The organism is Streptococcus infantis (assembly GCF_047464615.1).
GTDB classification, from domain to species: domain Bacteria; phylum Bacillota; class Bacilli; order Lactobacillales; family Streptococcaceae; genus Streptococcus; species Streptococcus infantis_Y.
Window position 1 is genome coordinate 97,512 of the sequence record NZ_JASHBO010000001.1, and the last position, 18,596, is coordinate 116,107.

At 33.4% G+C, this 18,596-nt stretch carries 19 protein-coding genes; all 19 read right to left on the reverse strand.

All coding sequences use genetic code 11. The features are described from left to right. The gene (locus QM450_RS00465; RefSeq protein ID WP_414319337.1) at window positions 1-954 is read right to left on the reverse strand and encodes a DNA cytosine methyltransferase; all 954 of its coding nucleotides are present in this window, start codon (window positions 952-954) and stop codon (window positions 1-3) included. A 50-nt stretch (window positions 955-1,004) separates the two neighbouring features. Beyond that, window positions 1,005-2,711 carry a DNA topoisomerase 3 gene (locus QM450_RS00470; protein ID WP_049513404.1) on the reverse strand — a complete coding sequence of 569 codons (1,707 nt, stop codon included), beginning with the start codon at window positions 2,709-2,711 and terminating at the stop codon, window positions 1,005-1,007. A gap of 91 nt (window positions 2,712-2,802) precedes the next feature. Then, window positions 2,803-4,449, reverse strand: a complete 1,647-nt coding sequence (locus tag QM450_RS00475; protein ID WP_414319338.1) for a CD1107 family mobile element protein — start codon at window positions 4,447-4,449, stop codon at window positions 2,803-2,805. After that, entirely contained in the window at window positions 4,427-4,657 is a 231-nt protein-coding gene (locus tag QM450_RS00480; protein ID WP_049513399.1) for a hypothetical protein, read from the reverse strand. The genes QM450_RS00475 and QM450_RS00480 overlap by 23 nt, the downstream gene beginning before the upstream one ends. Before the next feature lie 15 nt (window positions 4,658-4,672). Continuing rightward, the gene (locus QM450_RS00485) at window positions 4,673-6,754 is read right to left on the reverse strand and encodes a CD1108 family mobile element protein (protein WP_414319339.1); all 2,082 of its coding nucleotides are present in this window, start codon (window positions 6,752-6,754) and stop codon (window positions 4,673-4,675) included. A 6-nt stretch (window positions 6,755-6,760) separates the two neighbouring features. Continuing rightward, window positions 6,761-9,193 carry a VirB4-like conjugal transfer ATPase, CD1110 family gene (locus QM450_RS00490; RefSeq protein ID WP_049513397.1) on the reverse strand — a complete coding sequence of 811 codons (2,433 nt, stop codon included), beginning with the start codon at window positions 9,191-9,193 and terminating at the stop codon, window positions 6,761-6,763. Then, the gene (locus QM450_RS00495) at window positions 9,096-9,494 is read right to left on the reverse strand and encodes a PrgI family protein (protein WP_000542590.1); all 399 of its coding nucleotides are present in this window, start codon (window positions 9,492-9,494) and stop codon (window positions 9,096-9,098) included. Before QM450_RS00495 ends, QM450_RS00490 begins: the two co-directional genes overlap by 98 nt. Window positions 9,495-9,497: 3 nt before the next feature. Beyond that, window positions 9,498-9,764, reverse strand: coding sequence for a hypothetical protein (locus tag QM450_RS00500; protein ID WP_049513395.1), 267 nt, complete (start codon window positions 9,762-9,764; stop codon window positions 9,498-9,500). A gap of 12 nt (window positions 9,765-9,776) precedes the next feature. Beyond that, complete coding sequence (locus tag QM450_RS00505) at window positions 9,777-10,640, reverse strand: VirB6/TrbL-like conjugal transfer protein, CD1112 family (protein WP_000466903.1); 864 nt, start codon at window positions 10,638-10,640, stop codon at window positions 9,777-9,779. Window positions 10,641-10,652: 12 nt separating this feature from the next. Continuing rightward, window positions 10,653-10,868, reverse strand: a complete 216-nt coding sequence (locus QM450_RS00510; RefSeq protein ID WP_000345446.1) for a Maff2 family mobile element protein — start codon at window positions 10,866-10,868, stop codon at window positions 10,653-10,655. A gap of 3 nt (window positions 10,869-10,871) precedes the next feature. Next, window positions 10,872-11,183 (reverse strand): single-stranded DNA-binding protein, encoded by a 312-nt coding sequence (locus QM450_RS00515; RefSeq protein ID WP_049513392.1) that lies wholly within the window; start codon window positions 11,181-11,183, stop codon window positions 10,872-10,874. A 316-nt stretch (window positions 11,184-11,499) separates the two neighbouring features. Next, window positions 11,500-11,820 (reverse strand): TfoX/Sxy family protein, encoded by a 321-nt coding sequence (locus tag QM450_RS00520; protein ID WP_049513390.1) that lies wholly within the window; start codon window positions 11,818-11,820, stop codon window positions 11,500-11,502. 19 nt (window positions 11,821-11,839) lie between these two features. Beyond that, entirely contained in the window at window positions 11,840-12,268 is a 429-nt protein-coding gene (locus tag QM450_RS00525) for a VOC family protein (protein WP_049513388.1), read from the reverse strand. Window positions 12,269-12,344: 76 nt separating this feature from the next. Next, the gene (locus tag QM450_RS00530) at window positions 12,345-14,126 is read right to left on the reverse strand and encodes a VirD4-like conjugal transfer protein, CD1115 family (protein WP_049513386.1); all 1,782 of its coding nucleotides are present in this window, start codon (window positions 14,124-14,126) and stop codon (window positions 12,345-12,347) included. Continuing rightward, on the reverse strand, window positions 14,123-14,608 hold the full coding sequence (locus QM450_RS00535; RefSeq protein WP_049513384.1) for a PcfB family protein: 486 nt from the start codon (window positions 14,606-14,608) through the stop codon (window positions 14,123-14,125). Before QM450_RS00535 ends, QM450_RS00530 begins: the two co-directional genes overlap by 4 nt. Continuing rightward, on the reverse strand, window positions 14,608-15,645 hold the full coding sequence (locus tag QM450_RS00540; RefSeq protein WP_049513382.1) for a DUF6017 domain-containing protein: 1,038 nt from the start codon (window positions 15,643-15,645) through the stop codon (window positions 14,608-14,610). Before QM450_RS00540 ends, QM450_RS00535 begins: the two co-directional genes overlap by 1 nt. 73 nt (window positions 15,646-15,718) lie before the next feature. Further along, the gene (locus tag QM450_RS00545) at window positions 15,719-16,000 is read right to left on the reverse strand and encodes a CD1845 family protein (protein WP_001267140.1); all 282 of its coding nucleotides are present in this window, start codon (window positions 15,998-16,000) and stop codon (window positions 15,719-15,721) included. A gap of 11 nt (window positions 16,001-16,011) precedes the next feature. After that, window positions 16,012-16,860: a KilA-N domain-containing protein gene (locus QM450_RS00550; protein ID WP_049513379.1), complete on the reverse strand. Its 849-nt coding sequence runs from the start codon at window positions 16,858-16,860 to the stop codon at window positions 16,012-16,014. A 59-nt stretch (window positions 16,861-16,919) separates the two neighbouring features. Continuing rightward, window positions 16,920-18,566, reverse strand: coding sequence for a hypothetical protein (locus tag QM450_RS00555; RefSeq protein ID WP_414319340.1), 1,647 nt, complete (start codon window positions 18,564-18,566; stop codon window positions 16,920-16,922). Between the last annotated feature and the right edge of the window lie 30 nt (window positions 18,567-18,596).

Below are 18,596 nucleotides of genomic sequence, written 5' to 3' on the forward strand. Positions count from 1 at the left end.
CTAGTTCTTCAAAATTTCTTTTAATATTGCTTCTAACACGTTCACGACAATGCTATTTCCAGCTTGTTTATACAGTATTGACGATAATTTTCCTTTTCTTCCTGGATAAATAGCTTTTAGCTTATTAAAGTCTTCATCATCAAAACCCATAAGTCTAAAACACTCTCGCTCAGTTAAATATCTATATTTGCCATTACCTAAATCAATAATTCCTGAATTAGGAATACGCACTTGCTTGGTGGAAATTGTGTAGGCAAACTTATCTATCACTTTAAGTCTTCCTCTAAAATTATTATTCTTAGGCTCTCCTCTTATATATCGAAGTATTGACTCTTGCCTTACTTCATAAAGATTTGAAGTGTCTTTCTCAAAAAATTCAGATATATCCCTTGCTTGTGTTTTTTCTAGTTTGACAAAATCAAAAGGATTATTTTCCAAAATACTCACAACAAAGATACGCTCTCTTTTCTGTGGTATTCCAAAATCCATAGCATTTAGAATTTCATATTTGTTCTCATATCTTAGTCTCTCCATTTCTTTTAAGTAATGAAAAAAGGAAGCTCTCAAATTTCTATCGAGAACTCCCTTTACATTTTCCCAAAGCACAACCTTGGGCTTGATATTCATTTCTTCTATTATTCGTATTGTTTCAAAAAGAAGACTACTTCTTGTACCACTGCCCTTTGTGCCACCTTTCTTTAAGCCACTTCTACTGAAATCTTGACAGGGACTGCCATGCATTAATAAATCTATTTTTTCATCTGGTGGATGATAATCTACTATACTTTTAGGCTCAAATTCTTCATCATAAAGTGCATTATAGCTTTTAACACAGTTCTTATCTAGCTCTACATAATCAACCGTCTTGTGAGGTATTTTTTGCCTTATTAAAGCTTTTTTAATAGCACCTATACCACCAAACAGTTCTAATACATTTAGCTCATCTATTTTCATCACCTCCAATAAAATAAGGGAACAAGATTAAAGCTCATCCCCCTAAAAAACTATTTACGATATATTCCTACTGTTTCTCTTATTTCATTCTCTATACCTTTTAAGAAGTCATCCTTATCCGCCTTGCCATTAGCAATATCAGATAGTTTCATTTCCCATTCAGCAGTAGTTTCTGCCGATTTAAAAGTATCTGAAACAATAGTCACCAAACTAATTCCTTTATTGGTTGCAATTAGATTCTTTTTATCTCTTTCGATAAAACCTTTGAAAATCAAGTTTTCAATAATACCTGCACGAGTTGCCGGTGTACCAAGTCCTTTTCTTTCTACCTCAATGCCTTTTTCTAAGGCATCATTACCCGCTACTTCCATAGCCTTTAAAAGTGTATCTTCCGTAAAATGTTTAGGTGGTGTTGTATATTTCTCTTTTACTTCTTTATTTCTTATCTCAAATACTTCGCCTACCTTTACACCTGGTAGTAATGTATCTTCAGTTTTCTTAGTTTTATATTCTTTTAAATACTTAGTGAATCCCTCATCAATAATCACTTTACCACTACTACTAAATTCAAAACCATCAAACTCAGCAACAATTTTTGTAGTATTTTCTACTAAAGGGTATCCAACACTTGCGTGAAGTTTATTTGTTATAAGTCTATATACCTTTGCTTCACTTTCTGGAAGAGTTGAAATATCTTCTTTTAATGAGCTGATTGTTGGTATAATCGCATGGTGATCCGTAACTTTTTTAGAATTAAACACTATCTTAATTCTTTCAGTATCAAAGTCATTCTTGCCTAATATATTGTTAATTACGCTTGTAATCATATCTTCAGTAAGGCATCTGCTGTCAGTTCTTGGGTATGTGATAAGTTTCTTCTCATAAAGACTTTGAGCATAATCAAGTGTCTGTTTCGCACTATATCCAAAATACTTGTTACATTCCCTTTGAAGTGTTGTGAGGTCAAATGGTAACTCAGGCTTTGTTATCTTTTCTTTTTGAACGACATCAATAATTTCTATGGAATTACCTACTAAATTGATTAGCTGCTCTGTTGTAGTCCTGTCATCAATTCTATCTGTAGAAAGTGAAAATCCATCTAAAGAAAGCTCTACTGTATAGTATTTTTCTTTCTTGAAATTATTAATTTCATCATCTCTATTTACAATCATTGCAAGTGTAGGTGTTTGTACTCTTCCCACACTATAATTTTGCTTATACAAGCAAGAATAAAGCCTACTAATATTCATCCCGACTAGCCAATCTGCAATCGCTCTTGCCTTGGCGGATTCAAATAAATCATCGTAGTAACTTCCATCTTTTAAGTTTCCAAAACCATCTTTTATGGCACTATCTTCCATTGATGAAATCCAAAGTCGTTTCATATTCTTTTTACAATGAGCCTCGTTATATACAAGTCTAAATATTGCTTCGCCCTCACGACCTGCATCACAAGCATTTACTACGGTATCAACATCTTTATCATTCATCAGTTTTTTAAGAGTATTAAACTGCTTTTTAGTAGCTTTTGATACAACATACTTATATTCTTTTGGAATAATCGGTAAATCCGCCATATTCCATTTAGCGTATTTTTCATCATAACTATCGGGATTTGCCATCTGAATTAGGTGTCCAACGCACCAACTTACCTTATAGCCATTTCCCTCATAGTATCCATCTTTCTTTTTTGTAGCTCCTATTACCTTTGCAATTGATATAGCTACACTCGGTTTTTCTGCAATAACTAAATCCATATTATCTCCAATCTTTCAAATAAAATAAGGCGAAAGATAATACTCTCTCGCCTTTAACTTGCACCAAAAATCATATAATTTATGATGCATTTTATTCTTCATCTTCTTCGATTTCTTCAACCTCTATTTCTGATGTTTCTTCACTTTCATCAGCTTCTGAGAAAAAATCATCGTCATCATCTTCTAATGCTTCAAGTTCTTCATTCTCTTTCTTTTTAACAACCTTAAAATAATAACCTGCACCTAATGCTCCAGCTACTACAAGAATCAGAATTAAGTATGCTCCTATATTGCTACTCTCTTCTTTTTTCACTGGTTTAGTCTCTTCTTTTATTGGGTCTTCCTTTACAATCTCCTTTTGTGTTTCCTTCTTTTCAACCATATTTAATAAATCATCTTCCGAAACTTCTGTTAAAAGCATTACATTTTCGCTATCTTCATCATGGTTAATGATTAGATGAAAAGTCTTTCCATTTTTAGTTGTAAAAGTTACAAACTGTCTTGCGTCTGCTGAATACATATCCGTAGACTTATTATCTTTACCATCGTTGTGGTGAATTGGATAATCTTTGTTTGCATTATCCTTATTCTCTGTAACAGATCCTCTTGCCTTTGATGGTGCTGACGCTACTCCTTTATTTGTATTTACAGGCTTGCTTGTTCCATCCATAGAAGACGTATCTCCATTACTTGAATTTTGTTTAGGTGTTAGCTTATTCGGATAACGGATTTCCTGTTTCTCCTCTTTTTTATCTGACTTAGTTTCTACCTTATTTTCAGTCTTAGATGTTGGTGTTGAAATATTACCAGAAGCATCGCTTCCTTTTCCTGTATTTATAATATTACCAGAAGCATCGCTTCCTTTTCCTGTATTTATAGGCGTGCTTGGAATAAAACTACTAAATGATCCACTGTTTTTAGGTACTGGATTTGAAATAGTTGGATTAACATTAGTCCCTATCTTATTTACAGAATTAAGCTTTTCCTGTAGTTCCTTAGTCTTCTTTTCTAACTCTTCAATAGATTTTTTTAGCTCAATATTTTCCTTTGATGAATCAATAGAATCCTTATCCTTTTTGATTTTCTTTTCCAAAGCTTCAATTTCATCTTCAAGATTTTTGATTTTATCTTTTTGCTTATCACTTAACTTGTTTTTGTCCTTAAGTTCCTTGCTAAGATTATCTACCTTTTCTTTTAAGTCCTTAGACTCCTTATCCATCTTATATAAATCATTTTTAGTAATATCAGTTTGAGCTGATGAATCTTTCTTAGGTTCTTCTGTTTGAGTGGCTTTATCTTGTTTTGCTTCATCTGACTTCTTTTCTTTATCTTTATCATTTTCAGTCTGAGTTGCTTCATCTTTTACAATCTTTTCTACCTTACGGATAATCTCATCTTTCCCATCGCCTTTTACTTCATAATAAAGAAAATCATCAATGAATTTCATATCGTCAGGTAACATTGGCAAGTCACCACTATCAAGGATTTGTCCTTTATCTGCCTTTACAACCTCTTCCTTAAATACTTTCTCGTCTGAAAATACATACTTAATCTTTACTTCAAATTTCTCTTCCGTTTCTGCAAGAGCTTCAATCGGATTAAGAATTGAAAGTACAGTTCCATCTTTTGCAAATACAATCTGCTTATTTACAGTCATCACACATATAACTGAAACCAAAAGTAATGCTACTCCAATAAGTGCGACCAATACTTTCTTATTCTTCAATTTGCTTTTCATTACTATATTTCTCCTTTTCTTTTTTCTCTTTAAACATCTTCACTAATTCCTCAAGAGTGATATTATTCTCTCTACAAATCACTACATACTCTTGGTCTAATAGTTCATCTTTACGAATAAATAAAGGCTCTAAATCTTTATCGACCTGAGCTTTCTTATCTAATAACTTTTGAATTTTTTTATTAACAATATTCAGTTCCCTATTCACATTTTCCGCTCCTTTCTATCTTTGTACATTTGGTGGAAATCCAAAGCCTACTGGATGATGTTTACAAAACGTTGCAATCCAATCATCTAATGTTGTAACCCTGACTACTCCAATATTATCCATTACCTTACCATCACCAATATAGATACCGACATGACCATAAGTAAGTCCGGCTTGTCCACCACTACTGCTACTTTCAACAGCTACAAGCATTCCTACTTTTAACTTTGATCTATCAGAAGTAAATGTATGATTTCGGTACATATCATTAGCATTTCCTCCGATATATCCAAGACCTGCATTTTGATAAACCTGTGAAACCCACATTGCACACCAGCCCGCTCCAGGTGACGGTGTAATATATGCTGCATTTACAATTTTCTTTTGAACATCAGACGATGCTTCGTATTCTTTTCCTCCACCAATGCCACCATTTGCAGTAATGAGATTCGTGTTTCCAAATATTTCACCCATATTCCCCTGTGCAAGGAATAGTGCTTCATAATGCTTTAAATTATCTGGATACTTGGCAAAGACTTCTCGAACCACGCTATCCATTTCCATTTTACTTAAAGTTACAATGAGCTTTCTATACTCATAAGGTTCTTCGTGGCTCTCGGTATATTGGTTCCCCTCTTCATCAGTGTAAGTTCCAGTTACAGTCTTATATCTTATCTCTATTTCCTCTTTATAATCGACATGGTACATAGTCTTAAATAAGTCATCTAAAATATTACTAACTTCAGATAAATTTTTTACTTCACCACATCTTGAAGTGATATAGGATAAAAGCTCATGAACATTATGACCAATATCTCCATTTTTTCTTACGATATATTCATCGTATCCTGGATTATTCTTTTCTACATTTTCAAGCTCACTATATAAGTCATTTTCCTTGTTTGAAAAACTTTGATTAATCTCAGTTAAAACATTTGGTCTTGATAAATATGATGTTGTTAAAACACTGCTTGTAGAATTAGCGAATCCACCCATTGTCATACTTGCAAAGTTAAATACAAAAGTTCCAAAAATAATTATGGCAGCTACTACTATTGCTGCCACTTTTGCTTTTCTTATGATAAAGTCTTTAGATACCTTGAATGTATCCATCAGTGTCTTTTTAACTCTATCTCTAATTCTTGTCTTATTTTGCTTATAGATAGCTGACTTCATCTGTTTCTTCTTTTGAAACTTCTTATAAGCATTTGCTTTTTTATATTGGTCGGTCTTCTCAACCTCGTCCATGCTCTTTCTAAACTCAAGCTTGGACTTTCTACTTTTGATTTTCCTATTGCTCTTTTCTAAATCATATATCTTCTTACTTTTTCTCTTATCCGAATATTTTTTTACGCCATGAATAAGTTTAGAGGAACTTCCTAAGCCTTTTTCAGCAGCTTCAACCGATGCATTTTCATCACTACCAGATGATAGATACTTACTTGTAACTTCACCAAGTTTTGCGGCTCCAATCACACTTCCACCGACTAAGGTTTCTTTGTTATACCTTTTATAAATCTGATTTTTCTTTTCCCTATCTCTGATGGCTTCTTTACCAGTTTTAGAAGCTTTAGTATTATCTTCCTTTTTCTTATCCACCCCTTTTCTTGTAAAGAGCTTATCAGCATAGTTCTTTCTTTTAAGTGATCTTTTCTGCTTTTCATGAAGTTTAGACTTTTTATTACCTAAAGGCTCATAGGATACATCACTATCTCTAAAGTCATTATCATATCTATCAATGACACCATCACCATCTTGGTCTTTTGCCAAAGGATCATAGATACGGTTTTCTTTAACCTCTGTTTGATAATCTGACTTGGCTACTTTGGCTTGAAAACTGTTACTTCGAATATTTCTTTTTATAGCATTTTTGCTCTTGTTACTTGTTTCTATTTCACTAGTAATATCCGTTCTTTTACTTATCTTCTCGTGAATTTTATCTTGAAACCTATTTTCTTCTTTAACTACCTTATCCCTGTAATCATCTCCAGTTTTTCTTTTATAATCTAGGACATCATCTGTTTCAGATTTTGTGATGATTTTCTCTTCTCTTGCCCTTAACTTTTCATTCAAATCTCGCTTTCTTTTTTTACTCATAAGACGCTACCTCACTTCTTCAGGTTTTGTAGTCATCTTTTGATATAGGATTGTGTCTTTAGGGAAGTTATCTACAAATGGAACAATGGTGTTTCCAAAGAAAATCAAACCTTCACCTGCTCTTGAATTGGTAACGAATTTTTCCTGATCCTTTGAGATTTTAAGCTTTACAACAAGCCAATCTCTATCACCTGTTGCTTGATTAAGCATTAGAATAAAATCCGTATTATCGAAAATATTTTCAATTTCTTTACTTGCAAGTAGGTCTTTAACATTCTGTGTAATTCCTGTTGGAATACCTCCCCATTTTCTAAATCGCTTCCAGATTTCTACCGAATACTGTGAAGTCTGTTCATCCTTTAAAAGCAAATGAAACTCGTCAATGTAATACCTTGTGCTTTTGCCGGTATTTCTATTTTGAGAAACTTTATTCCAGACCTGGTCTTGAATAACAAGCATTCCTATCTTTTTAAGCTGTGTTCCAAGTTCTTTAATGTCAAAGCAAATAAGCTGCTTATTTAAGTCCACATTGGATTGATGATTGAAGACGTTAAGACTTCCTGAAACATAGATTTCCATTTCTGTTGCAAGTTTCTTTCCCACCTTTTCTTCTTGTCCTTTTAACATATCGTAAAGGTCTTGGAGTATAGGCATATTCTCTGGAATTGGATTTTCAAAATACTTCTCATAAATTCTAGGTAAGCACCTATCTATAACAGATTTTTCTTCTGCTGTAAGACCACTACCACCAACCACAAGTTCAAGCATAGACATAATAAAGTTTGCCTTATCCTTAAGTGGTGCATCACCATCTCCATAATTCATATTTATATCTAGTGGATTGAGATAGTCTTTACTCTTTGCACTAACCTTTATGACTTCCCCCTTGAACTGTTTAACAAGATTGCCATATTCTCCCTCTGGATCACAAATAATCACATCATCATCTGTTGTAAGAATAGCATTTGCCATTTCACGCTTTGCAGAAAAGGACTTACCAGAACCAGGCGTACCTAGAATCAATCCATTTGGATTTTTAAGCATTTTTCTATCTGCCATAATAAGATTATGGCTTAAGGCATTTAATCCATAGTACAAGCTATTTGATGAGTTTATGAAAAGCTCCTCTGTTGTAAATGGTAAAAAGACTGCTGTAGATGATGAGGTTAACCCTCTATCTATTTCAATCTTATTTACGCCAAGAGGTAATACACTGATAAAACCTTGTTCTTGACTATGATCTAAGCGTTTAATCTTACAATTATGCTTACTTGCAATAGATGAAATCTGAGAAATAGTCGTATCTAGCTTTTGTACTGTCCTTGCAAAATTCATAAAGACAATCGTTACGATAAACATACGCTCATCTCTTGTCTGGAGGTCTTTTAAAAGCATCTTAATATTATCACCATAGGTAATTAAATCACTTGGTAAGATATCCATGTCATAACCACTTCTAACTGCCTTTTTATTTTCCTCAATCTTCATCTTATCAATATCTGTATTTTTTCTTTTCACCATCTTAATAGCTTCTGTCTGCTCAACTGCTTTGATATGAAAAGAAATATTGATGTTGTCATCTATATCTAAAAATTCTGCAAGCATTCTATCCGATAGCTCACTTGCAAGTATTTGAAGATGACTTACTGCTCCAATATATTTTCCAAACTTAAAATACTTACTTGGCACGAAGTTAAAAGAATCTGGTGCAATAACAGTCTTTGTACTTTCTCTTGGTTTTATGTCTTTATAGGAAAAAGAAAAGAGCTTATCTGGATTTAAAATATCATGCAATACCTTTAATCTTTCTTCTCCAGTTAAGCCCTCAGCACGAACTCCCATGCTCTTTAGATTTGATAATATATCAATCTCAAGTCGCTCAAGTTTTGCAGTCGCTTGCTCCAAACTATCCGCTTCCACTCCAAAGGTGATATACTTCGATTTCTTTAAACCATTATTTCCCTTTGCAAGCTGACTTTTTAACATCTCACGAAACTCTAATCGAATATCATCATAACCATCATTTTTATCCGGTATCTGAATAGCTGCTTTTAATTCATTATTTCTTCCAAGCTGATTGATATATGAAAACTCAATATCTACACTTGGATCAAAAGAGTTTAAGACATTCGCAAATTGATTGAAAATCAAATCCTTATCTTCTTCTAAGGCAAGCTGATAGTTTATATCCTGAAATGCAATACACTTATTATAGTGCTTTTCATCAAGCTGGCATATTCCACTTTTTAGCATTCTCAGATAAGGTATTGTGCCTTCAACAGTATATCTCTTAGGCTCTTTCTTAAATATTAAGTCGATTAGAGAAGCTTTTTTCTTCTGCTTAGTCAGCTTTTCTTTTTTCAGGTTTCTTTTGTTTTCCTTTAATACCTTTTGATTTTTTTCTAACTGAATTTGCTGTATTTTTCTTTTCTTGTTCAAGGTAAACCTCCTTTCTCACTCGCTTCTGTGGTTGATAAAACTTGTGTAGATATATGTGCTTAAAATATTTCTCAAAGGTAAGTCCATCTTTTTCAAATAGTGTTACAAAGAAGATTGGAAGAGTTGATACAATTAAAAACAGTATCGCTATATCATTAGGCATAAACTTTCTCATAAATAAATAGACTGGTATACCAACCAGTCCAGCAAGTGTAAATCCAATTAATTGTCTTCTTGTAAGATTAAAGGCTACCTTTGTTTTTACCTTTTTTAAATCTTTGGGAATTGGTACATAGCCCATAACTTACCTCCCATCTTCTTTTTCCTTTGAAAATGCTTCAAAATGCTCATAGCATGAAGCAACTTCACTTCTTATCTCTTCTAATTCTGACTCAATGAATGCATTTTTCTGCTCTTGATAACAAAGAATAGATTTCACATCATCTCTTGTACTTTTTACTTCATCTTCTAAATTCTTTAATTTGTTCCTGTTGAAAATTGAGATAGCAATTGCTCCAATCCCTACTGCAATAATTGAAACAGGAAACAACTTTTTCTTTACTTCTATCATTAAAAATCCTCCTTAATGTGCGTTTAATACACTCTTTGCAAGCGTTCCACTCTTTAGCATCATTAGACCAAGAAGTAATGCATAGCCTAATATCATAAAGGTACTTGCATGAATGTCCGTTATCTTTATCGTCTTTACTAAAACTGCGTAAATACCCAAGCATATAATCAAGAATAAGCCTTGAAGTCCAATAGCAAATAGACCTTTGATATAGTTTGTTCCAATTTGTCCCCACTCCTTATTTCCCATAGTGGCAAATGGAATTGCTGAAACTGAACAATAAACATATATCTCAAACATTCTGCCATAGACAACTAGCATAATGACTACCGACATAACCTGTATTGCAACTTTAACAAGCGAGGTTTCAAAGAGTATCATCACCAGTTCTCCAAGTCCTTTGTCTTTTAATCCCTCAACCATCTGAACAATTTGATCACCTGAAACGGTAGCAGAAGTATTGATTACTCCTGCCGCCTGATTTACAAGGTGTTGTGCAACATCAAAGACTGCCATTGAGAATGTAAATGCATGAGATACTAGCCATACCGCTATCCACATCTTTATCATGTATTTAAAAAACTCAAAGGTATCTGTATCGTGCATATTATTCTTTTGCATAACCATATTTATCAGTTCAATACATAAAACTGCTGTAATGATTAAACCTGCAATTGGAATAATGACACTATCATTGATACTCTTAATAAAGTTAAATACCTCTGAATTCCATCCCATTGGTGTCTTGCCTATATCGGTTGCTACTGCTCCGACTTTATCATTAATGTCGATAAACATTGACTCAAGATTTGCTTGGATACCTCCGAGAAGAAGCTCTTTAAAAAATTCCTCTATCTTATCGAAAATACCAAACATAAGCTACTCTCCTTACTTCAATACATTTGAAAGTAATGGGATTAGTTTTAAGCCGATTAGAACGATGCCTCCACCAGCCATTAGCTGCTTAATGCCCTGAGATTTTGCTCCAGGATTATCATTACCATATCCCTCCATAAGGTTAATAACACCCCATGCTCCAAGACCAGCACCTACTGCCATTACCAAAATCTTTAATACATTAACTGCTTGTACGAAAAAATCCATTATTTATTCCTCCTCGTTTTCTTCTTTCTTTTCAATTTTGTTCATAGACATAACTACAAAATTCTTATATGTCTTTCCATTTTTAGTCCGTCTATTGAAGTAGCCATATACATGAATGAAATCACCTTCTGAAAATTCCTTAGCCACTTCAGATTTATTGCCATAGGCTGCACAGTTGATATACTCTCTACCTTTTCCATATCCTTTCGAAAGAGCAAAATTTACAACTTGAACTTCTTCATCACCTCTTGTAAAAGTTCCAAAAGTAGGTTCTTTTAACAGATTGGCATTGATATTAATCATTTTTTTGTCCATTTTTTCCTCCAATTAAAAAAGCGACTAAAAAGTTAATTTCAATCGCCAAGTATTTGTATATTTAGTTGTCTATTAAGTAGGGCTTCTTATCCTTATCATCTTTTCTCCTTTACTTTCTGTAACATATTTAAGGGAACTAGCATTTTGTCGTGTATATATTAGTGAGCGGCATTTGAAATACTAGTTAGCTTCTCTGCGAGTTTTTCCTATTTATTGATCGCAATATAAATTGAAAATAGGCATTAAAAAAGACGATAGATGTTACTTTTCTATCGTCTTTAATATCTTATATTCAGTTCGACAAACTGGGATTTTATTATTTCTTTTTCTTTGGTTTTGGTGCAGGTAATTCATCATACATTGCATTAATTAAACCAGTTAAAAACTCCTTGTTATCTAAATCATCTACCAATAACATTTCCTTTGCTCCATCATATGGCAATTCATATATTGCATTTTCCATATATTCTATTGCAGATTTTACAGGCTTCACTAAAAATCTATCACTATAAATTCCACCAACAATTTTTCCACGATAATAAATTATATATCCACCCATCATTGCACGATATGTTATTTCTTTCAAATCGGATAATTGTTCTAAAATAAAATCTAAATATTCTTTACTTGAAGCCATACTCTTTTCCTATTTATCCTCAAAATTTCAGCAATCCATTTTCATCAAATTGAAAATGCGGTCCCCATGAAACTTCCCAATAGTATCCATCTGGATCCGAAAAATACGCATGATATCCACCCCAGAAAACTTCCTGTGGCTCTTTTACAATTTCCCCACCTGCTTTTCTTACTAATTCAATCACATTATCTACATCTTCTTTATGTTCAACATTGTAAGCTAATGTAATCCCAGAAAATCCATTTCCTTTTGGTGGATTATTTTCATTAATATCTTTTGCTAATTGTTCTAAAGGAAATAATTCGAACTTTGTTCCCGGAGTATCAAAAAAACATACCGGCGGATTATTTTCTGTACAATCAGTCTTATATCCTAAACCGTCTCTATAAAACTTGATTGACCTTTCCATATCTTTAACACCTAAACAAATACAAGTAATCTTGTTCATCGTTACCTCCTATAAATTCTAATTTATTCTATTATACCAAATATACCCATGTCACATAAAGCTATAACAGAAAATATTACAATCTTGTAATTACTGTATTTCTATTCATCTTAACTTTGCCTTTTCTTCTGATGTATTCTTCAATATCAAACACATTCTTTTTATCATAGTCTTCCAAGAGCTTGTAATTCTTGTGCTTTGTAATATCGAATTTGTCTGACAAAAACGGTCTGACACCTCGAAGCTGAAAAATACATTTACTGCCATCCATAACAGTTATCTCATCCTGACTCATCAGCTCCTTTCCTGTCTTTTGATAATTTAGTCCATAACTATTAGCATTGGATCTTGTTTCAGAAGTGTTATATAGATCTATCGTTTCCTTTCCAAGCGTTTCTGATAGCTCTTTAAGTGTTGTTTTCTCCTTTCCACCCAAGAATAGCGTGCTATCACAGTTACCTACAATCGTATCTGCATTGTCCTTGTAGATTGCCTTTAGCTGAGATTGTGCCTGCAAGATAATACTTGCTGAAATTTCTCTTGAACGGATTGTCGCAATCAATTTCTCAAATTTGGGAATTAAGCCTATATTTGCAAACTCATCAAGAAGGCATCTTACATGAACAGGTAATCTTCCCCCGTACTCGTCATCTGCCTTATCGCAAAGTAAGTTAAATAGCTGTGAGTACATGATAGACACCACAAAGTTAAAAGTATCATCTGTATCAGAGATAATAACAAAGAGTGCTGTTTTTCTATCTCCAAGAGTATCAAGCTCAAGTTCATCTTCGCTCATCAAGTCCCTAAGTTCCTGAATGTCAAATGGAGCAAGCCTTGCACCACATGAAATAAGAATAGACTTGGCTGTTTTTCCGGCAGCCAATTTGTACTTTTTATATTGCTTCACTGCAAAGTGTGTAGGCTCTTTCTTTTCCAGTGCTTCAAAGAGTCTGTCTATCGGATTCATATAGGTTTCATCATCTTCTCTAACTTCTGAAGCGTCTATCATATCGAGAAGTGTTGCAAAGTTCTTTTCTTCTCTTGGAGCTTCATAGAAGATGTATCCTATAAGTGCAGTGTAATAGAGCTTCTCAGCTTTCACCCAAAAATCTTCTCCTGCTTTTTCTCCTTCTCCCTTGGTGTTTGCGATGATTGTCTGTACTAATTTGAGTATATCTTTTTCACTTCTGAGATAAGCGAATGGATTGTACTTCATGCTCTTTTTGAAGTTAATTGTATTTAAGATTTTTATCTCATATCCGTTATCTTCAAGCATCTTACCGCACTCAAGGACTATCGTTCCTTTCGGATCAGTTACACAATAGCTGCTGTGCATTTGCATTAAGTTCGGTTTTACATAAAACCTTGTTTTTCCACTTCCTGATCCACCGATGACAAGAACATTCTTATTTCTTGCATACTTAGGATTAGCCGGTCTGCCATTCATAGTTAATCGTTCTGTTTGCGTAAGCAGGATATTGTTTTGAAACTTTTCATCCATATATGGCTCTATATCTTTTTCATTTCCCCATCGTGCTGAACCATACTCTTTCCCCTGTCTGAACTTTTTAGCATTTTTCCCTTTGGTATATACGATAAATTTGATTAAAACAGCTACTACCACGCCCATTATAATATCCGTAGGATGAATACTCGTAATAAAGCTCATCGTATTAATCTCTAATATCCCTTGAAAGATTTTGTCTATCACATCGCCACCCGTATATGCTCGTACATGACGAGAAAAGATATTGCCAACATAGAAAAATGCAAGATAGGGAATGTTCTGCTTTAGAAACTTTACCTTATCTTGCACCTTAAATAAGCCTTTGATGTCCTGTAATATTTTATCTATCATAGGCTCTGCTCCTTTTGTTTATTCTTGATTTTATCTTTGGAAACAGAGTTTTTAGCCATCTCCTTGAACTTCTCAATATTCTTGTGAATTGACTCCTTATTTTTCTCTTTCTTCTCAATATTTGAAAGCACATTTTGAAAAGCTTTATTCATAACTTTTGTATCTTTTGCTTGGAAGAATACTGAATGTGTACCTGTTTCCTTATCTTTCATCACTGAGAATTTAACGCCATATTTATTCAATTCTTTTTTTAATTCTTTTAATTCACCATCTTTAACATTGATTTCTTCAAGCTGCCCTTTCTTAACCATATCTTTAAGTGTGACTTCATTTCCCTCAGCCTTTATAAGTTTATCCAAGCCACCATGTTGTTTTGATCTCTGTTGTAACTTCTTTACCTGGCTTAAGATTTCTTGATATGTTGCCTTTAAGACATTAATTTCAATATTAACTACTCTATTAGAAATTTCTTCATTTATCATCAGTAACCTCCTTCCCTCATATCATAACTAACAAGTGCTGTATAATAGGCATCCATATTGCTTGGTGCATTATATGCTGCCGTTAAAATAAATGCTCTTACATTTCTTATTTTTGATTCGTTCTCTGATAAAGCATTTACAAGATACTCCATATGCGAAGAATCTAATTCTCTAAATCTCTCTTGAACAACATATGCTGGTAATTTCGTTTGATTTATTGTTACTGTATCTTCTGCATTTAATACCATAACATCAGCTAAAACTTTAATTATTTCATCAAAGGTTTTAGCAATAATCTTATTACCTAGCCTCATGTGTTCGTTATATCCTGTACTTTCTCTTAATTCTTCTAAACAAGATTTATATGATTTTATTTTTTTACGTCCATCCTCCATTCCATCCCTTAAATAAAATGTATCTTTTTCATAGATGGGTAGGTGGGAGGAATTCTCTGTAGAAATATATGAAGTAATCTTTGATGAATTATTTGTAGTAATCTCTGGTAATGGTTCATGCAAGTTGCCATAATGCACTGGCAGATTTTCATCAAATGCATCGGTGCTAAATGCCTCATTGCATTGGTTGATTTTGCCCTCTTCCATTGGTGCATTTTGCCCTAATGCATTAGGCATATCTCTTTTACTTACTTGTTCTAGTATTTCTCTTTCTTTATCTTGTTTTCTTTGATTTAGTTCAAGATAAAGCTCTTCTAATTTTTTGTCATTTATTGTGTACCACTTCGTTTTGTCTCTAGGATCTTTATTATAATTTCCAACTAAAAGATAGCCCGCTTTTTCAAGCTTAGAAAAAGTTCGTTTTACTGTATCAACACTTAAATAGTCAAAATCTTTTTCTTGCCATGCTCGTATTGAGTTATATGTCCAATACTTGCCATCATGATAATTGTTACCAGACTTCTTATTTATCTCAATCCAGTAATTTATTTGTTGAAGCACAAGAGCTTCATTTAAGCCTAATTCTCTGGCTAATGCTTTATTTGCCAGTATAGGTTGTTCATCAAATAAATACATACTCATTTCATCGCCTCCTTTCTCTTAAATTTAGGCATAGAAAAAGACGATAGATTTATGTTCCATCGTCTTAGATCTCTTATATTTCCTTTAATGTATCTTTCGCTACTTCAAGGTATGCTGTAATCCACAGTGCAATTTTAGGTAGTCCATAAGGACTGATTAAGAATGCTATAAGTAATGCTACCATTCCTGTTGCCATATCTTTTTGTATGAAGCAAGCTACTGCTCCAATAAATACTAGAAAAGATATTATACCTAAAATCATTCCGCTAACTTTTATAATAAATTTTAGAAAAGCAATTAGTATCGACAAGAGCAATATTATTGGAAATAAGATAATTTTCAATGCCCATCTCATAACATACCTCTCTACTTCTTTGACTTATCTTCTAAGCTCTTAATTCCTGTATTGTTCAACTTTTCAATTGACATCAGCTGAGTTCTGGCAAGCTTTCTAAGTTCTATCATTCTTTCTTTTTGTTCCATACCTTTACCAATAAGAATTGCATTATAGCTTTCCATATTTGCAAGAACAAGTAATTCATTCAGACTTGCATAGTCTCTCATATTACCCTTTAACTCAGGATTTTCTTCACGCCACTGTTTAGCTCTCTTGTTAAACAAGGCTACATTGAGCATATCTGCTTCACTTGCATACTTGTAAGACAACTGTTCGTTGGTAAGATCTTTTAAGAGATATTCTTTGATTGCATCTGTATGAATTTTGTAGTTAATCTTGGAAATTTCTCGATTAAGATTCCAACCTAATGATAGCTTAGAGTTTTCATCTGACTTAAGTCTTTTGTAATCCTGAATTACATACATCTTAAATTCAGCAGAAATCCATGAAGCAAATTCAAAGGCAATATCTGTATGTGCAAATGCACCACCATATCTTCCGCCTTTTGAGATAATTCCGATTGCGTCTGTTTTTTCTACCCATTTCTTAGGGGACAGTGTAAAGGAATTATATCCAGCTTCCGATTTAATTCGGTCGAATTCGACCGAATTGAAATTCATGTTGTTTAAGCTTTCCCATAAACCAAGAAATTCAATTGTATCTTTTCTTCTCATCCAATTTTTAATTACATCACTTGGCTCATCACTTTTATATCTAGCAATATCCGTTAGACTTATATAGTCGTTTTTAAAGTCTTCAGTATAAATTTGAATAGCAAAACCTTTTGCTTCAATCGTCTCTTTTTTCACCCTAGACATATGAGTTCCTCCTTTATGCTGATGTACTGTTTACAACATTTATTTTCGTAATAACTGCTCTAAACAGCACACCAACGATTCATTTTTTTGATTTTAAACTTTGGTAGAAGCTCTAAAACCCTTGTATTTACTTGACTATTTGCCTGTGTCATTATTATGACACGAAACCCCATAGAAGGATCTAATATCCTTCCTCCCTCAAAACCATCATCCAGTAATTTTTGCCAAATCTGGCGAATAATCATTGGGTTTGTATAATAGGCTGTGAGAGAACTTTGTTTCATGGTGGAGTATTCTGATTTACTTACTAAACTCTTAAGAGTTAAACGTTCTGCTTCATACTTTTGATTGAGTTCATCGAAAAATTCATTAGCAAGACCACCCCATCCAACATACTTGGCTAGTAGTTCTTGTTCTTCTGGACTTGCTTGTCGTCTCTCTTTTTCTAATCTTTTAACAAGATCAATTGCGGCGATATTCGTTTCAATTTTTTCTCGATTTGTCTTAGGATAAAAGTCCTCTAAATCATCTGGAAAAACAAAATCTTGAACAGGGACATCCGTCTCTTCTATGCCTACAATAAGCGTTTCTGTTTCCTTATCCTTTTCATTTTCTTCTTCCAGGTAGGAAAACAGATCTATTTCCTGGCTTTCACTTGGTGATTCAATCTCAATCTCTGAATCTTCTTTTTCAAGTTCTAAATGAGACAATACTTGTTCAATCTCTTCCAAACTGTTCAAGTATAAGATAGGATTCTCTTCAAATAACTGGTTGGAATCATTGAATAGCTCTAGGCGAACTAAGTCATTTAACTGCGCATTTTCAATCGAAACCAACTGAAATACTTGTCCTTTATAACTTACTTGTGAACCGATTGGATATTCCCTCAAAGCTTCTTCTACAATTTTATCTACTTTAGATAGGGAATGAACTTCCACATTTTCTTCTACCTGGTCAATATTATCTAAAGGTAAGACTGCTTCCTCTACTTGCTTAGACTTTTCTCTTATAGCCTTTACTTCATCAAAATAAGTAATAATTTTCAGCTTTTGTGTCAGTGGGAGTTGTGTGTAGTTTTCTTCATGATGGACAAGATCCGTAACGATATCTAAAGTAGCCATCAATTCTGAACCCAAATAGGCTAGAACATCTCCTTCTTTTTCTTCAAAATGAATCTCAAGAACTTCTTTTTTTAGTTCTTTGGAATCAACCATTAGAAGAAACTCCTCTATATCTCTACTAATGCGGTCAGATAGATTATTCGCAACCCGATAGACATTGACTAAATTGACATCCTGATTCTGATGAAATACAAGCTCACTTAATGGTGTTAGCTTCTCTTTCTCAGATTGGATGTAAAATCGAGTGAAAAGATTATAGGTTGCGACTTCTAGCACCAAGTTTTTCTCAAAATTACTTAATTGAGATAATTTACTTAGACCTGCTTGTCCAAAATTTCTTGTGTAACTTTCTAAATCTTGGTCATTATTTTCAGAACTGGCCTCTAGGAAAGAGATAATATCTTGATGAAACGAATAGACATGAGGTATCTCCTCTATCTTGCCCTCTTCAGTCAAAAAACTCTCTACCAAATTCTGCCATTTCTCATCAAAATGTTGCGCTTGATAACGAAGAAATAAGTCCATTTTCTCTCTATCTTTTGGAATTGTTCCACGAAACATAGCCAATAATTGTATTACTTCCATACTCGCTCCTTTCATCTATACGAAAATAGG

Bases quoted from the DNA above. Each gene is read 5' to 3' on its own strand.
- QM450_RS00530 (WP_049513386.1), bottom strand. From the start codon at position 14,126: ATGATAGATAAAATATTACAGGACATCAAAGGCTTATTTAAGGTGCAA.
- QM450_RS00555 (WP_414319340.1), bottom strand. From the start codon at position 18,566: ATGGAAGTAATACAATTATTGGCTATGTTTCGTGGAACAATTCCAAAA.
- QM450_RS00500 (WP_049513395.1), bottom strand. From the start codon at position 9,764: ATGATAGAAGTAAAGAAAAAGTTGTTTCCTGTTTCAATTATTGCAGTA.
- QM450_RS00540 (WP_049513382.1), bottom strand. From the start codon at position 15,645: ATGAGTATGTATTTATTTGATGAACAACCTATACTGGCAAATAAAGCA.
- QM450_RS00535 (WP_049513384.1), bottom strand. From the start codon at position 14,608: ATGATAAATGAAGAAATTTCTAATAGAGTAGTTAATATTGAAATTAAT.
- QM450_RS00505 (WP_000466903.1), bottom strand. From the start codon at position 10,640: ATGTTTGGTATTTTCGATAAGATAGAGGAATTTTTTAAAGAGCTTCTT.
- QM450_RS00470 (WP_049513404.1), bottom strand. From the start codon at position 2,711: ATGGATTTAGTTATTGCAGAAAAACCGAGTGTAGCTATATCAATTGCA.
- QM450_RS00515 (WP_049513392.1), bottom strand. From the start codon at position 11,183: ATGGACAAAAAAATGATTAATATCAATGCCAATCTGTTAAAAGAACCT.
- QM450_RS00550 (WP_049513379.1), bottom strand. From the start codon at position 16,860: ATGTCTAGGGTGAAAAAAGAGACGATTGAAGCAAAAGGTTTTGCTATT.
- QM450_RS00510 (WP_000345446.1), bottom strand. From the start codon at position 10,868: ATGGATTTTTTCGTACAAGCAGTTAATGTATTAAAGATTTTGGTAATG.
- QM450_RS00520 (WP_049513390.1), bottom strand. From the start codon at position 11,820: ATGGCTTCAAGTAAAGAATATTTAGATTTTATTTTAGAACAATTATCC.
- QM450_RS00545 (WP_001267140.1), bottom strand. From the start codon at position 16,000: ATGAGATGGGCATTGAAAATTATCTTATTTCCAATAATATTGCTCTTG.
- QM450_RS00495 (WP_000542590.1), bottom strand. From the start codon at position 9,494: ATGGGCTATGTACCAATTCCCAAAGATTTAAAAAAGGTAAAAACAAAG.
- QM450_RS00525 (WP_049513388.1), bottom strand. From the start codon at position 12,268: ATGAACAAGATTACTTGTATTTGTTTAGGTGTTAAAGATATGGAAAGG.
- QM450_RS00485 (WP_414319339.1), bottom strand. From the start codon at position 6,754: ATGAGTAAAAAAAGAAAGCGAGATTTGAATGAAAAGTTAAGGGCAAGA.
- QM450_RS00465 (WP_414319337.1), bottom strand. From the start codon at position 954: ATGAAAATAGATGAGCTAAATGTATTAGAACTGTTTGGTGGTATAGGT.
- QM450_RS00475 (WP_414319338.1), bottom strand. From the start codon at position 4,449: ATGAAAAGCAAATTGAAGAATAAGAAAGTATTGGTCGCACTTATTGGA.